Origin of the sequence: Solibacillus sp. FSL R7-0668, assembly GCF_038006205.1 — a bacterium.
Classification (GTDB): domain Bacteria; phylum Bacillota; class Bacilli; order Bacillales_A; family Planococcaceae; genus Solibacillus.
In genome coordinates, this window is sequence record NZ_JBBOUU010000002.1 from 1 (window position 1) to 14035 (window position 14035).

Annotated in this window: 17 protein-coding genes; 15 read left to right on the plus strand and 2 right to left on the minus strand. The window is 35.9% G+C overall.

Annotated features, from left to right (window positions below; translation table 11 throughout):
- Nucleotides 1-399 precede the first annotated feature (399 nt).
- Nucleotides 400-1104 carry a DUF1541 domain-containing protein gene (locus tag MKX47_RS20050; RefSeq protein ID WP_340777970.1) on the plus strand — a complete coding sequence of 235 codons (705 nt, stop codon included), beginning with the start codon at nucleotides 400-402 and terminating at the stop codon, nucleotides 1102-1104.
- A 70-nt stretch (nucleotides 1105-1174) separates the two neighbouring features.
- On the opposite strand, the gene MKX47_RS20055 is transcribed toward MKX47_RS20050, so the two are convergent.
- Nucleotides 1175-1519, minus strand: coding sequence for a four-helix bundle copper-binding protein (locus tag MKX47_RS20055; RefSeq protein WP_340777972.1), 345 nt, complete (start codon nucleotides 1517-1519; stop codon nucleotides 1175-1177).
- A 521-nt stretch (nucleotides 1520-2040) separates the two neighbouring features.
- Between MKX47_RS20055 and MKX47_RS20060 the strand changes: the two genes are divergently transcribed.
- The 4 genes from MKX47_RS20060 to resA all read left to right on the plus strand — a co-directional run bounded on the left by MKX47_RS20060 (nucleotide 2041) and on the right by resA (nucleotide 6020).
- On the plus strand, nucleotides 2041-2259 hold the full coding sequence (locus MKX47_RS20060; protein ID WP_340777974.1) for a DUF378 domain-containing protein: 219 nt from the start codon (nucleotides 2041-2043) through the stop codon (nucleotides 2257-2259).
- Nucleotides 2260-2637: 378 nt separating this feature from the next.
- Nucleotides 2638-4173 carry a multicopper oxidase family protein gene (locus MKX47_RS20065; RefSeq protein ID WP_340777977.1) on the plus strand — a complete coding sequence of 512 codons (1536 nt, stop codon included), beginning with the start codon at nucleotides 2638-2640 and terminating at the stop codon, nucleotides 4171-4173.
- 145 nt (nucleotides 4174-4318) lie between these two features.
- A complete protein-coding gene (locus tag MKX47_RS20070; RefSeq protein ID WP_340777980.1) occupies nucleotides 4319-5353 on the plus strand; it encodes a stage II sporulation protein P in 1035 nt (344 codons plus the stop codon).
- Nucleotides 5354-5486: 133 nt separating this feature from the next.
- Nucleotides 5487-6020 (plus strand): thiol-disulfide oxidoreductase ResA, encoded by a 534-nt coding sequence (gene resA / locus MKX47_RS20075; protein WP_340777983.1) that lies wholly within the window; start codon nucleotides 5487-5489, stop codon nucleotides 6018-6020.
- A 186-nt stretch (nucleotides 6021-6206) separates the two neighbouring features.
- Here resA and MKX47_RS20080 read toward each other — a convergent pair whose 3' ends face one another.
- Nucleotides 6207-6533 (minus strand): four-helix bundle copper-binding protein, encoded by a 327-nt coding sequence (locus MKX47_RS20080; RefSeq protein ID WP_340777986.1) that lies wholly within the window; start codon nucleotides 6531-6533, stop codon nucleotides 6207-6209.
- 182 nt (nucleotides 6534-6715) lie between these two features.
- Between MKX47_RS20080 and MKX47_RS20085 the strand changes: the two genes are divergently transcribed.
- From MKX47_RS20085 to MKX47_RS20130, 10 genes are all read left to right on the plus strand, one after another.
- The gene (locus MKX47_RS20085) at nucleotides 6716-7315 is read left to right on the plus strand and encodes a YdhK family protein (RefSeq protein ID WP_340777988.1); all 600 of its coding nucleotides are present in this window, start codon (nucleotides 6716-6718) and stop codon (nucleotides 7313-7315) included.
- A 584-nt stretch (nucleotides 7316-7899) separates the two neighbouring features.
- Nucleotides 7900-8847: a thioredoxin-disulfide reductase gene (gene trxB, locus MKX47_RS20090; RefSeq protein WP_263082519.1), complete on the plus strand. Its 948-nt coding sequence runs from the start codon at nucleotides 7900-7902 to the stop codon at nucleotides 8845-8847.
- Complete coding sequence (locus MKX47_RS20095; RefSeq protein ID WP_317633676.1) at nucleotides 8847-9260, plus strand: protein-tyrosine phosphatase family protein; 414 nt, start codon at nucleotides 8847-8849, stop codon at nucleotides 9258-9260. Before trxB ends, MKX47_RS20095 begins: the two co-directional genes overlap by 1 nt.
- Before the next feature lie 67 nt (nucleotides 9261-9327).
- Nucleotides 9328-9642, plus strand: coding sequence for an ArsR/SmtB family transcription factor (locus MKX47_RS20100; RefSeq protein ID WP_263082520.1), 315 nt, complete (start codon nucleotides 9328-9330; stop codon nucleotides 9640-9642).
- Nucleotides 9643-9651: 9 nt separating this feature from the next.
- Nucleotides 9652-10941: an arsenic transporter gene (locus MKX47_RS20105; RefSeq protein WP_263082610.1), complete on the plus strand. Its 1290-nt coding sequence runs from the start codon at nucleotides 9652-9654 to the stop codon at nucleotides 10939-10941.
- A gap of 18 nt (nucleotides 10942-10959) precedes the next feature.
- Nucleotides 10960-11385, plus strand: coding sequence for an arsenate reductase (thioredoxin) (gene arsC, locus MKX47_RS20110; RefSeq protein ID WP_263082522.1), 426 nt, complete (start codon nucleotides 10960-10962; stop codon nucleotides 11383-11385).
- An 18-nt stretch (nucleotides 11386-11403) separates the two neighbouring features.
- Complete coding sequence (gene arsD, locus MKX47_RS20115) at nucleotides 11404-11763, plus strand: arsenite efflux transporter metallochaperone ArsD (protein ID WP_263082523.1); 360 nt, start codon at nucleotides 11404-11406, stop codon at nucleotides 11761-11763.
- Nucleotides 11763-13529 (plus strand): arsenical pump-driving ATPase, encoded by a 1767-nt coding sequence (gene arsA / locus MKX47_RS20120; RefSeq protein WP_263082524.1) that lies wholly within the window; start codon nucleotides 11763-11765, stop codon nucleotides 13527-13529. The genes arsD and arsA overlap by 1 nt, the downstream gene beginning before the upstream one ends.
- Nucleotides 13526-13807, plus strand: coding sequence for a Fe-S cluster assembly protein HesB (locus tag MKX47_RS20125; RefSeq protein ID WP_263082525.1), 282 nt, complete (start codon nucleotides 13526-13528; stop codon nucleotides 13805-13807). The genes arsA and MKX47_RS20125 overlap by 4 nt, the downstream gene beginning before the upstream one ends.
- 1 nt (nucleotide 13808) lies before the next feature.
- Nucleotides 13809-14015, plus strand: coding sequence for a hypothetical protein (locus tag MKX47_RS20130; RefSeq protein ID WP_263082526.1), 207 nt, complete (start codon nucleotides 13809-13811; stop codon nucleotides 14013-14015).
- Nucleotides 14016-14035: the final 20 nt, after the last annotated feature.

Genomic DNA, 14035 nt, shown 5'->3' on the forward strand with positions numbered 1-14035 from the left:
CGCTTATAAAAAATGAACGGGATTTTTTCATATATTTATTTAGGTGAAATCTTCAATATAAACTTCTTTATTCCTCGATGGTTAATATACCGAACACTAATAATGGGGAAAAACCTAAAATATATTTCTTTTTTAACGAAAATAAAATTTAAAAATACGAAGATATAATGATTTCTGTATTAACAATAATATAATCAATAACTCAATAACAAGCGAATCCCGCAGAGGACCTCTCTCGTGGCTTTTAGTTTAGAATACCCTGTTTTTCCTCATTCTTCTACTGTCTCTTTTGCTTTTTCAGTAGAATATCATGAGGATATTAAAAAAGTTTAGGCTAAAAAACAAACATATTGACTAGGCAATCGTATACTAGCTTAAAAATTTGATTGGAGGAATTTTTTGAATACTAATATGCAAAATGATTTTGGTAGTACTCCGACGGGAATGAGAATGAATTTAACTAGTGACGCTCATCTAAAAGAAGACGTTTCAAGAGCTATTATTTTAGAAGTTCAAGCTTATAACTTTTATCAAAGATTAGTTCAATTAACTCCCAATGAACAGTTTCGACAGATTATTTTTAGAATACAGCTAGATGAAATGAAACATTATCATTGGTTTACAATGATTTTAAGGATGATGGGTGGACAACAACCACAAATTCCTTTTGGGGAAATACCAAGAAATTTTAAAGAAGGTGTCCAAAAAGCATTTCAAAAAGAAATAGAAGCATATTCTTTTTATCAGAATATCTCGTCAAGAGCAACAACTCATCATGTTCAGATGCACTTCATGCATGCCTCATATGACGAACAACTACATGCAACTTGGCTTCAAAATATGTTGATGATGGACAATACAAAAATGAATCATTCGAGTTCAAGAAAAATTCCCAAAGGATTAAAAGTAGCTGAAAATCCCGCTTTCCCAATAGGAAGTAAAGCTATTATAAATGCTGACCATAGGCCTAATATGAAGGGTGCTGAAGCTACAATTGTAGGTGCGTATGATACAACTGTGTATATGGTAGATTATACTTCTACCACAGGAGAAAAAGTTACAAATCATAAGTGGTTAATTGAAAGTGATCTATCGGCAAAATAATTCGGTAATATTCTCATTGTGTAGGGGCTTAATAAAGAAAAACCCTTCTCGAAAGAAGGGCTTTAATCAATTATTGAGCCATTTTTCTACACATTTCTGCACATTCACGGCAAATTTTTGCACATTCTTGGCAATGTGCATCTTGGAATTTTTCACAATGCGATGCACATGATTCGCAAATTTCTGCACATAGTTGACAGTATTGTTTTGAAATTGCACTATTTCTTGACAATAAACTGACAGCCTGTAAACAAATTTCAGCACAATCATTTAACATTTGCATACAATGTACTCTCGCTTGTATATCAGGCTCTTGTAAGCAAGCAGTTAGACATTCTTCACAAGCTCTTGCACATTTAATACACAATTCAATGCAATGGTCCATATTAGTTGGAGAAGATGATAAAACACCCATTAGTAAAAAACTCCTTTCAAATTTATAATCAGACTTATTATTAACAATTTTTTTGAGATTAAACATCACATCTTATATTTAGGGAAATGTATATTTCCTCTTCTAATTTACATAACGTTACTTTCCTCAAAAATCATCATTTTATGATGCAACGGGACGAATGGGCAATATTATAGTTGTAGTTTTATGAGCATTTACTCGTATCCCCTAAATAATTAACCTAAATATCCAATTACATTTTACATTGAGATTGAGTTAAACCACAATACTGATTGTCAAGTTGTTCTTGTAATATACTTCCTTATAATATAACGATTTCAAACTACATATATAACATTTTCATTATTGATAAGAACTGTCGGTAGACCGACAGTTGGTATAGAAATTTAAAAATCAACTGTGTGATTTATCTTTCCTAAAAGTGTTGCCCTTGATATGAAAATTCTGACTTTTGTATAAAATAAATAATTTAACACATAATATTATTCGTATTTCATCTTTTTAGAGAGAGTGAAACTAAAATGAGAACATTAACATGGTGGTTAGTTACTGCGGCTGCTATAAGATTGGGAATAATAGGCTTTTTCGGATCTGATTTTATAGGTTCTATATTTGGTTCTCCAACTGTAGTAATGTCTGGGTTCGATAGGTTAGTTTGTGCAATAGTTGGTCTAGCAGGGATATATGCAATATACCTATTAATTGTTAAGGGAAAAAATAGGGAAGTAGTTGAAAAGTAAAAAAGAGCAGTTGGGAGTTATATTCTCCAAAACTGCTTTTTTACATACTTTTTTTCCTAATACATTTTCTGAATCTTGTTGAAAACAGATTCAGCTTCTAGTGATACAAGAATAGATTCTTTCCTGTGGAATAAAACGTTTACATATGGAAATATAACGCCACTAGATAGAAATAACCTCCTTAGTTATAGTACATTCTTCACAAACTTAATTTAAAATCAGAATATTAATAAACCAATAAATTTAGTAGCAATGTCAATAACTTTTTTTTACTGACGTTGCGTTCTCCTCATGTTTCATTTATGATTTAAAACTCCATATTTTTTTCATATTTATTTGTTACAGTATATTTGTAATGAAACACAAGGAGGAAATATAATGAAGTTTAAATTATTAGTTACTACATTACTAGCTAGTAGTGTTATTATTGCAGGCTGTAGTGCAACTAGTTCAGAATCTGACGAACATGAGACAATGGATCATTCGAACATGACGGATGAAGAAATGGCAAACATGGAAGGTATGGACCATTCCAACATGACCGATGAAGAGATGGAAGAAATGGATATGGAAAACGGTCATGCAAGTCATACAAATCCAATTGCACTAAATAACTCAACTGGGGAAAATGAGTTAGCACTTCCACAATTAATTGAACCGAAAGATGGAATTGTTACTATTAATGCTCAACAAGGGACAACTGAAATTTTTGAGGGAGTTCAAACTCAGACATTTGGATATAATGGTTCGTTTTTAGGTCCGGTTATTCGGGTGAATGAAGGAGAAACTGTAACATTCAGAACAAAAAATGAACTAGCTGAACCAACAACATTTCATTGGCATGGTGTAGATATACCGGGTGAAGGTGACGGTGGTCCGCATCAGCTTCTAGAACCAGGCGCAATGGAAGACGTGAAGTTTACTGTTAGTCAAGGTGCTTCAACGCTGTGGTTCCATCCTCATCCAGAAGGTGCTACAGCTGAACAAGTGTATAAAGGTCTAGCAGGTTTAATATATATTGAAGATAATAACTCTAAAAATCTAGATTTACCGAAAGAATATGGAGTAAATGATTTTCCATTAGTATTCCAAGATAGAGAGTTCACTAAGGAAAAACAATTTGATTATCAAGCAGTACGGAATGATGATGGTACAATTGGAGATACATTATTAGTTAATGGTACATTAAATCCAAAACTTACAATCGGAAAAGAAAAAGTGAGACTTCGTTTATTAAACGGAGCGAATGCACGAAACTACACATTTAAATTAAATACAGGCGATAAATTCCTACAAATAGCAACTGATGGTGGATTCTTAAATAAACCAATTGAGATGAGTGAAATTACGCTAACACCTGGTGAGCGAGCAGAAATTATTGTTGACTTTTCACAATACGATTCGGAAAGTGAAATTGCACTTTTGAATGAAGACGATGCAATTTTATTACCATTTAATATTGATGAGCAAAAATCAAATTCAATAGAAGTTTCAACAACTCTAAATGATTACGCAGTAACTGATGAAGAGAGAAAATTACCAGTAACGAAAAAACTTGAGCTTTTCGGTATGGGGAAAATGGTTTATATTAATGATAAGCAATTTGATATGAACCGAATTGATTTTACGCAGAAGCAAGGTGAAACAGAAATTTGGGAAATTTACAATAAGCCAGATGCGATGGGTGGTATGATCCATCCATTCCATATTCATGGTACTCAATTTAAAGTTGTTTCAATTGATGGGAATGAGCCACCCGTAAACCTACAGGGATGGAAGGATACAATTTCAATTGAAGCTGGGCAAACTGTAAAATTAGCTGTAAAATTTAATAATAAAGGTATCTACATGTTCCACTGTCATGTGCTTGAACATGAAGAAAATGGTATGATGGGACAAGTAGAAGTAATCTAAATTAAATTACTAATACTGCTATTGAAATAAGAGATTACCCAATATAAATAATTTAAACACCTTCAAGTAATGAATTGAGATTAACTTGAAGGTGTTTTTAGATACTTATTTTTTAATTAATAAATATAGCAAGGGAAGGGTCTAAATGTCTCCTAAATTAAAAGAAGATGAGAACAAAAGAAAGGGAAAAAATAGAGCAAAACTATTTTTGTATATTGCAATCTTCCTCTTTATTATCTGGGCGATGGCTACTATTTGGATGGCAACGACCTATAAACTAAATAATGAATCAGATAATAGCGATGATTTTATAAAAAGTAAAGAAACTGAATCAATTACTAATGTTTCTAATAAAAAAGAACCTGGTATTGATCTCTCTATTAAGGATTCAGAAGAAGGTAATACTTCTGGCAAACTAGATGGAGACGAATTAGAGCCATCTATGGAAACATTATTAAAAGTCCGACCTCTTCAATTCGAAAATATAGAGACTATTTTTGGAAGTATGAAATCGCCTCAAGAAATATCGGATATCCATTCCACTTTTGGGAAAGAAGTCGTTTATATTTATCATTCCCATAGTAGGGAATCCTTTTTACCTTATTTAAAAGATACAATCAGGCCAGAAGAAGCTTACCACTCACTAGCTAACATAACGTTGGTTGGGAAAATGCTTGGGAGAGCAATGGAACAAAGAGGAATGGGGACACAAGTCGACACAACAGATGTTGTACAAATACTAGATTCAAGAAATTTAGATTATACAAGTTCTTACAATATTTCAAGAGAACTAGTACAGTTAGCGCAAAGTGAAAATAAAAATCTTGAATATTTAATAGATATACACCGTGATTCTTTGCGTAAAGAGAATACTACTGCTGAAATAAATGGAGAAAAATTTGCCGAATTACTATTCGTAGTTGGAACTGGTCATGTAGATTTCGAAAAAAATCTCCAGTTCGCAAATGATTTACATACGCTTTTAGAAAATAAATATCCGTCTTTATCAAAAGGTATTATTCAAAAAAGTAGTAATCAAGGGAATGGCGTATACAACCAAGATCTTTCTCCTAACGCTTTAATTATCGAAATTGGGGGTGTAGATAATAAGGTAGAAGAACTTCATCGATCAACAGAGGCCCTAGCAGAAGTGTTAAGTGATTATTATTGGCATAAATAATTTTGGATATAGCTGAAATTAAAAAATAATCGTGATATTAATTCTGAATAATTAGTTTCTGCATATTTTTTCTATATTTATGATTTATACTAGCCTATAAATCATAATCGTTGTAGAAAGGAATAGTTCACTTATGGATAAAAAAAGGCAGAGATATTTTATTCGTCTGTTCGTTTTGATAATAATGAGTGGTGCAATAGTATTTACTCTTTACAGTAGTTTTACTAAAGAGAAGAGAGAAGTAATACAAGTAGGTGATACTGCACCCGATTTTGAACTCGTGGATATGAATGGGGAAGCCCATAAATTATCAGAGTACAGGGGACAGGGAGTCTTTTTAAATTTTTGGGGAACGTGGTGTAAACCTTGCGAAAGGGAATTTCCGATTATGGAAAAATATTATCAAGGTTATAAAAATGAAGGTGTTCAAGTATTAGCCGTAAACATCGCGGAACCGGATTATACAGTAAATAAATACATAGAACAAAAGGGTTTAACATTCCCGGTTTTAATAGACAGATACAGGAGCGTTATGGGGGCTTACAATATTAAACCTTTACCAACAACAATTTTAATTAATTCAGAAGGAAAAATTGAAAAAATTATTACCGGTGAAATGACTGATGAAAGCATTCTGAGTTATATGAAACAGATAATGCCTAAATAAATATATTTGAAACAATGTTATTGAGGAAACTAATGTTTATTTAAGAGTTAGCTTTGGAATGTCACCAATAAACGGGACAAAAATTATAGAGACTTTAATGCTGTAGAATAGTTGAAGAGAGAATTAGATTAAAAAGTTGCTCAATGAGTTAATTAACCTGCTTTGAGCAACTTTTCACATTTATTCTTAGGCAACATTTTTACATGCTTCTGCACATTTAAAGCAGGCTTCAGCACATTTCTGACAGTGTTCATGCTCATGCTTTTTGCATTCGTTTCCACATGCTTCACAAATCTTTGCACAAACGGAAGCTAACTCAGAAATAAATGGTGTACCTCTTGAAAGTGCTTGTTCTAAATAGTTACACATATCTGCGCACTCTCTATCTAAACGTATGCATTCGGCCATCATCTTAAGGTCTTCCTCTTTCAAACATACATTATAACAATGATTACATTCCACCATACATTCATGTAAGATTTGCAGCAATTCTTGATGTTGTTCATGTGACATATCCAATTCCTCCTAATAATATTTTCTTAATTCCACACATTATAGTATTCCCATTATTTGTTCCATTAAACTAAAATCGATGACCTTCACAGATTCCTCGATATTTATTAAGGTTAATAAATATCGGGGAGGGTATAGTAGGAAAGGAAATTAAAATAAAAAAAGTGGGAGGAAATTTAGCTATGAAAAAAAAGAAATTAATAATAGGGATGCTTGCTTTAATTACAACTCTGATTTTAATGGCTTGTGGTGGAAATGAAGAAGCTGCTCCAAATAATGGTACTAATACTGGTACTGAATCTCAAAAAAACATTAATGAAGAAGAGTCTAATTCTATGGAAGAAATGGATCATTCAAGTTCAGGTGAAGTTCCAGAAGGATTGGCGGAGGCTGAAAATCCTACATATCCAGTTGGTAGTGAAGCAACGATAAATGCGGATCATATGAAAGGTATGGATGGCGCAGTAGCTACTATTACGGGTGCATTTGATACTACTGTTTATATGGTTTCATATACCCCGCCAACAGGCGGTGAACCAGTTGAAGATCACAAATGGGTAATTCATGAAGAACTTGAAGAGGCTAGTGAAGAACCATTCAAATCTGGAGATAAAGTTGTATTAAATGCGGACCATATGGAAGGAATGGATGGAGCATCGGCTACTATCGATTCGGCTGAGCAAACAACAGTATATATGGTGAGTTATACGGATACTGAAACTGGTCAAGAAGTAACTCATCATAAATGGGTAACAGAAAGCGAAATTTCACCATTGGGATAAATTCTAAGAAATAATGAAACCTTATTTAGTAAATAAAAGAATCCCTTCACTAATGTGATGTGAAGGGATTCTTTTATTGTTATTCTTACATAGCTATTAATTCAAAAAAGAGATTGCTCAGCTGGGGAAAAATAGCCGGCTCTGCCCACCGAGGCCACCATGCGGGCTACGTCATGTGAAATTGCGAATAGAAAAGGCAACCTCAATATAAAACTGACAGCTGCCTTTTTATGCTATCTTTATGCATTTATTTTCTGACCACAAGTTGGGCACTGATCGATCTTATTTACACTAGTAATAATTGCTTTTGTAATTCCATCAACAATAACATCAAATTTAGTTTCAAAAAGGTTATTATCGGCACTATTATCAATGAAACCAACCTTTGCCTGTAATCATCTCGACACCCCTTTTGAAAAGTGTCCCCCATACACTTTTTGGAAGTACATTCCTATTTATTGTTACAATTTTGTTAATTAGAATTTAATAGTTGCAAAAACATCCTGTAAAACATAATATAAGTATATCGTTATATAACGATGTTTATATTATAAGTATTTACTTATGTTTGGAGGTTAGTTATTTTGAGAAGAAAAGTAGTCATTTTAGGTACAGGTCCAGCTGGAGCAACAGCTGCTATTTACTTAGCGCGTGCTAATATGGAGCCACTAATAATTGAAGGGATTCAACCTGGTGGGCAATTAACCCTCACGACAGAGATTGAAAACTTCCCTGGTTTCATTGAAGGCATTGATGGTGCAGAGTTAACGAATAATATGAAAAAACAAGCACAACGCTTTGGTGCAGAATTTATGAACGGATGGGTCACTTCGGTTGATTTATCGAAAAAGCCATTTGTTTTACATGTGGAAGGTTTTGGTGAAGTTGTCACGGATAGCTTAATTCTATCAACAGGCGCATCGGCAAAATTTTTAGGAATTCCCGGAGAAAAAGAAAATGTAAGCCGTGGAGTTAGTACCTGTGCAACATGTGATGGTTTCTTCTTTAGAGGTAGACGTGTCGTTATCGTTGGCGGTGGTGATTCAGCGATGGAAGAAGCAATGTTTTTAAGCAAATTTGCAAGTGAAGTCATCGTTGTCAATCGTCGTCATGAATTACGTGCTTCTAAAATTATGCAACAACGTGCAAAAGAAAATGAAAAAATTTCATGGGCTTTAAATAAAACACCTTTAGAAGTTTTGGATAATGGCATGAATGTTAAGGGTTTAAAAGTGCAAAATAATGAAACTGGTGAAGATGAAATAATTGAAACTGATGGTATCTTCCTAGCCATTGGTCATACACCAAATACGGCATTTTTAGAAGGTCAAATTGATACGGATGAACAAGGTTATATTCAGGTGACACCGGGTTCAATGGCAACGAATGTTGAGGGTGTTTTTGCATGTGGTGATGTGCAGGATAACAAGTACCGTCAAGCCATTACAGCAGCGGGTACAGGATGTATGGCAGCATTAGACACAGAACGTTATTTAGAAGAATTAACTTTCAAAGAAAAGGAACGAGTATAATGGAAAAAAATTATCATGCATTAGTAGATGGTCGTATTTATATTGGTGGTGCAGAGGATGTACCAAGTGTATTAGAGAATGAGAAAATTGATATGGTGATTGATTTACGTGGAGAAACAAAAGTGTTACATGAAAAGGCAATTCATTTGCCAATTATTGAAGGAATTGAAGGGCAAAATGAATCTGTTTATCGTGCAATCGATCAAGTAGTCAGTGCGTATCATGAAGGGCAAAATATTTACTTCCACTGTAAGAGTGGAAGCAATCGTACAGGTGCCGTTGCAACAGCCACATTACTTGAATTAGGAAAAGCAGCCAATTTAAAAGAAGCTGTGAAGATGGCAAAAACAATTCGTGAAAAAATCAATGTACGTGATGAATTAATACGTGTACTGGAAGGAAAGTATCAGTAGGAACTTGCATCCGTTTTTATTTCACTATAATATAAGTATATTGTTATATAGCGATGGAGGGATAGAGATGGAGATTGAGTTAATGGAAAAACAATTGAAAGCTGTTGCGGACGCGAATCGTTTACGCATTTTAGCCTGTCTAAAAAAAGGTGAAGTATGCGTATGTGATTTTACGGATGTCCTGAATATTTCACAACCTGCTGTGAGCCAGCATTTACGTAAATTAAAAGAAGCAGGCATCATTACAGAACGAAAAGTAGGTACGTGGAAGCATTATCGTATTCAAGAGAATCAAACTTTGTTAATGCAGAGTGTACTTGCTTCAGTTGATGAAGAGTGGACATGTGGTTGTAAAATTGACTGTGAATGTGTGGAGGGCTAAAAATTGAATATGTTTGTCATTGCGGCACTCATTTTTATCGTAACACTGATTTTTGTCATCTGGCAGCCAAAGGGACTGAATATTGGCTGGTCGGCAATGGCAGGGGCTGTGATTGCGTTACTTGTTGGTGTTGTTGATTTTAACGATGTCGGGACAGTAATAGATATTACATGGAACGCCACGTTATCATTTATTGCAATTATTTTAATTTCATTAGTATTAGATGAAATTGGTTTGTTCGAGTGGGCTGCACTACATATGGCACGTGCTGCAAAAGGCAACGGTGTCAAAATGTTTGTGTATGTCAGCTTACTCGGAGCTGTCGTTGCTGCATTATTTGCAAACGACGGGGCTGCACTGATTTTAACGCCGATCGTGTTAGCGATGGTGCGTAATTTACAGTTTAGCGAAAAAATGATTTTCCCGTTTATTATGGCGAGTGGCTTTATTGCGGATACGACGAGTTTACCGTTTGTCGTGAGTAACTTAGTGAATATCGTCTCAGCAGATTTCTTTGATATTGGATTTGTAGAATATGCTTCACGTATGTTCATCCCGAACTTATTCTCACTGGTAGCAACAATTGTTGTGTTACTCATTTACTTCAATAAGTCGATTCCACGTGAATACAATGAATCGATGTTAAAGGAACCACGTCTAGCGATTAAAGATATGAAAATGTTTAAGCTGTCTTGGTTCATCCTAGCGATTTTAGTTGTTGGTTATTTTTCAAGTGAATTTATCGGTGTACCGGTATCACTTGTGGCTGGCATTATCGCGATTTTCTTCTTATTCATGGCGAAGCGTAGTGCAGTCGTGGATACAAAAGCCGTTGTAAAAGGTGCACCCTGGAATATCGTCTTCTTCTCCATTGGGATGTACGTTGTTGTTTACGGACTTGGCAATGCAGGTTTAACTCCTGCTCTAGCTAGCGTGATTGAATGGACAGCAGAGCAAGGTTTGTTCGTCGCAACGGTTGGAATGGGCTTTATTGCAGCCTTCTTATCATCGATTATGAACAACATGCCAACAGTGATGGTCAACGCATTGGCTATTGCTGAAACATCGACGGATGGCACGTTACGTGAAGCTTTAATTTACGCAAACGTGATCGGGTCAGACTTAGGACCAAAAATTACGCCAATTGGTTCACTTGCAACACTTGTTTGGTTATATGTACTGTCAGGGAAAGGTGTAAAAATTTCTTGGGGTACGTACTTTAAAACAGGGATCGTCCTAACGATACCAATTTTAATCTTTACGTTAATTGGTCTTTACATTACATTACTAATTTTTTAATTAAGGGAGTTTATTCAAATGACAAAAAATATACTTTATTTCTTATGTACAGGTAACTCATGCCGTTCACAAATGGCAGATGGATGGGCTCAAAAATACTTACCGGAAGACTGGGAAGTGTACTCGGCTGGTATTGAAACACATGGTGTTAACCCAAATGCCATCAAGGCAATGAATGAGGTAGGGATTGATATTTCTCACCATACATCAGATTTAATTAACCAAGAAATTTTAAATAAAGCAACATTAGTTGTGACACTTTGTGGGGATGCAGCAGATAAATGTCCAATGACACCTCCAGGCGTACGTCGTGAGCATTGGGGCTTCGAAGATCCAGCAAAAGCTACAGGTACAGAGGAAGAAAAATGGGCTGTGTTTCAACAAGTACGTGATGCAATTGGGGCACGTATTGAGCAGTTCGTAAATGAAGAATTGAAAAAATAAGTATTCGGAGGGACCGACATGAAGAAAATTGAAATTTTTGAGCAAGCGATGTGCTGTCCAACAGGTGTATGTGGGCCAGCAATTGATCCAGAGTTACTACGCATGTCTTTCATACTGAATAACTTAAAAAATACAAGCGTATCAGCTGAGCGTTTCAATTTAACAAATAATCCAGATATGTTCATTGATAATAAGGCTGTTAATGATTTGTTGATGACAGACGGTATGGATAGCTTGCCAGCGACATTCGTCGATGGTGAACTGGTATTAAAGGGAAGCTACCCGACAACAGCTCAGTTTGCACAGTGGTCAGGAATAAGTGAAGATGAGCTTGTGAAAAAGCCGAAAGTACGTCTATCAATCGGAGTGAATCAATAATGGAACGTTTCACACGTGAACATTTCCCGACAACACCGTTTCTTTTCTTTACAGGAAAGGGCGGTGTTGGGAAAACATCGACTGCTAGTAGTCTTTCCATTGCGTTAGCGAAAGAAGGAAGGAAAGTGCTATTAATCAGCACAGACCCTGCTTCAAACTTACAGGATATTTTCGGTCAGGACTTAAAAAATGAACCAACGAAAATAAATGGTGCTGAAAATCTTTATGCGCTAAATCTTGATCCAGAGCAAGCAGCAGCTAGCTATAAGGAGCAGATGGTTGGTCCTTATCGTGGCAAATTGCCCGAAGTCGTGCTTCAAAATATGGAGGAGCAATTATCGGGTGCTTGCACCGTTGAAATTGCAGCCTTTAACGAATTTGCGATGCTACTTACAAACGACGCATATACAGAACAGTTTGATACGATTGTGTTTGATACGGCACCAACGGGTCATACACTTCGTTTATTACAGTTACCGTCAGCATGGTCAACCTTTTTAGATGAAAATACAACAGGTACGTCTTGTTTAGGTCCATTAAAAGGACTTGAGCCACAGCGTGAAGTGTATAAGCAAGCTGTTGCACAGTTAACGAATGAGGCACAAACAACCCTGATGCTTGTCACACGACCCGAAGCGAATCCGTTAAAAGAAGCAGCACGTGCATCAGAGGAATTATTTGAGATTGGTCTACGTAATCAGCAGTTAATCGTTAACGGCTTTTTACAATCAGAAAGTGATGACCCGATTGAAAAGGCAATTTATGAACGTCAAACGGTCGCTTTAAAAGAGATGCCAGAATCATTACAAGCGTTTAAACATTTTTACTTACCATTCGTACCTTATTCTTTATCAAGTATTGAGCGAATGGAAGCGTGGATGACAGACACGAAGCCCCAAACAATTACGAATGAGCCAATGTATTTAAATACCCCAGAACTTGAAGAAATGATTGTGGACTATGTAGCACGTAAGCCAAAAATTATTTTTGCAATGGGAAAAGGTGGCGTAGGGAAAACCACGGTTGCCTCTTATATTGCACTAAGAATGGCTGAAGAAGGGTTGCGTGTCCATTTAACAACGACAGATCCTGCAGCTCATTTAAATTGGACATTCGGGCAAGAAGAGCAAGAAGGCGTCACTGTTAGTCGGATTGATCCGAAAGTAGAAATCGCGAATTATGAGGCAGAGGTGTTAGCAAAAGTGAGTGAGACAATGAATGAAGACGGGCTTGCTTTTGTAAAGGAAGATTTGGCTTCACCTTGTACAGAAGAAATTGCCGTATTCCGAGCATTTGCAAACTTGGTTGAAACGCATCAAGATGAAGTGATTATCATCGATACAGCGCCGACAGGGCATACGTTACTATTGCTTGATGCAACAGAAAGCTATCACAAGGAAATTTCCCGTTCAGAAGGGGAAGTACCCGTATCTGTATCGAAATTATTACCACGATTACGTGATAAAGATTATACAAGTGTAGCGATTGTGACATTACCAGAAGCAACACCTGTATATGAAGCGACGCGTCTACAAGTGGATTTAGAACGAGCAGGTTTACATGTGGATTGGTGGGTAATCAATCAATCATTTGCAAATGTACCGTTAACCAGTCCTATTCTTACACAAAAACAGCAAGCAGAAGTGAAATGGCTAGAAGAAGTAAAGAAAGTTAGTCATAACCGTTTTGTGACAATCCCTTGGGTAAAGGAAGCACCCGTTGGGAAAGACGGATTACATGCATTAAAGGGAGAGATAATAAAGTGAAGATCAGTCCAGAAGGTAAACAATTTGTAGAGCAAGTATTAGCACAAGCAGAAGGTGCAACATTACGTTTTTACGGTGTAGCAGGTTGTTGTGGAATGAATCTTGGTGCAGAAATAGCACAAGCACAAGAAGCAGATACAGTCGAAACGGTTGAAGGTGTGAACATCGCCGTAGATCCACAAATTGCGTCTCAGTTAGCAGATGTAACGATTCATGCGGAAGAAGAAAATGGTCAGCTTGGCTTAGTGTTACTGGGCTACGAGCAAAAAAGTTGCTAATATGCGACTACATCATTCGAGTACTTTAACTGCTGAATACTTCTTTAATTATGCACAACTTGTGATGAACAGCCGAGAACTATCGGTAGAAGAAACACAACAATTTATGGAAGATTTTTTCTTTAAAGATGATCCGCTTGTGTATGGAGAGTCGACTCGCCAGCAATTTTTACAAGCTATGGATCAGATAAAAAGTCAGTCTAAATAAGCCAGAAAGCCACCTCTATG

Bases quoted from the DNA above. Each gene is read 5' to 3' on its own strand.
- MKX47_RS20055 (WP_340777972.1), bottom strand. From the start codon at position 1,519: ATGGGTGTTTTATCATCTTCTCCAACTAATATGGACCATTGCATTGAA.
- MKX47_RS20060 (WP_340777974.1), top strand. From the start codon at position 2,041: ATGAGAACATTAACATGGTGGTTAGTTACTGCGGCTGCTATAAGATTG.
- MKX47_RS20065 (WP_340777977.1), top strand. From the start codon at position 2,638: ATGAAGTTTAAATTATTAGTTACTACATTACTAGCTAGTAGTGTTATT.
- MKX47_RS20070 (WP_340777980.1), top strand. From the start codon at position 4,319: ATGTCTCCTAAATTAAAAGAAGATGAGAACAAAAGAAAGGGAAAAAAT.
- resA (WP_340777983.1), top strand. From the start codon at position 5,487: ATGGATAAAAAAAGGCAGAGATATTTTATTCGTCTGTTCGTTTTGATA.
- MKX47_RS20080 (WP_340777986.1), bottom strand. From the start codon at position 6,533: ATGTCACATGAACAACATCAAGAATTGCTGCAAATCTTACATGAATGT.
- MKX47_RS20085 (WP_340777988.1), top strand. From the start codon at position 6,716: ATGAAAAAAAAGAAATTAATAATAGGGATGCTTGCTTTAATTACAACT.
- MKX47_RS20095 (WP_317633676.1), top strand. From the start codon at position 8,847: ATGGAAAAAAATTATCATGCATTAGTAGATGGTCGTATTTATATTGGT.
- MKX47_RS20100 (WP_263082520.1), top strand. From the start codon at position 9,328: ATGGAGATTGAGTTAATGGAAAAACAATTGAAAGCTGTTGCGGACGCG.
- MKX47_RS20105 (WP_263082610.1), top strand. From the start codon at position 9,652: ATGTTTGTCATTGCGGCACTCATTTTTATCGTAACACTGATTTTTGTC.
- arsC (WP_263082522.1), top strand. From the start codon at position 10,960: ATGACAAAAAATATACTTTATTTCTTATGTACAGGTAACTCATGCCGT.
- arsD (WP_263082523.1), top strand. From the start codon at position 11,404: ATGAAGAAAATTGAAATTTTTGAGCAAGCGATGTGCTGTCCAACAGGT.
- arsA (WP_263082524.1), top strand. From the start codon at position 11,763: ATGGAACGTTTCACACGTGAACATTTCCCGACAACACCGTTTCTTTTC.
- MKX47_RS20130 (WP_263082526.1), top strand. From the start codon at position 13,809: ATGCGACTACATCATTCGAGTACTTTAACTGCTGAATACTTCTTTAAT.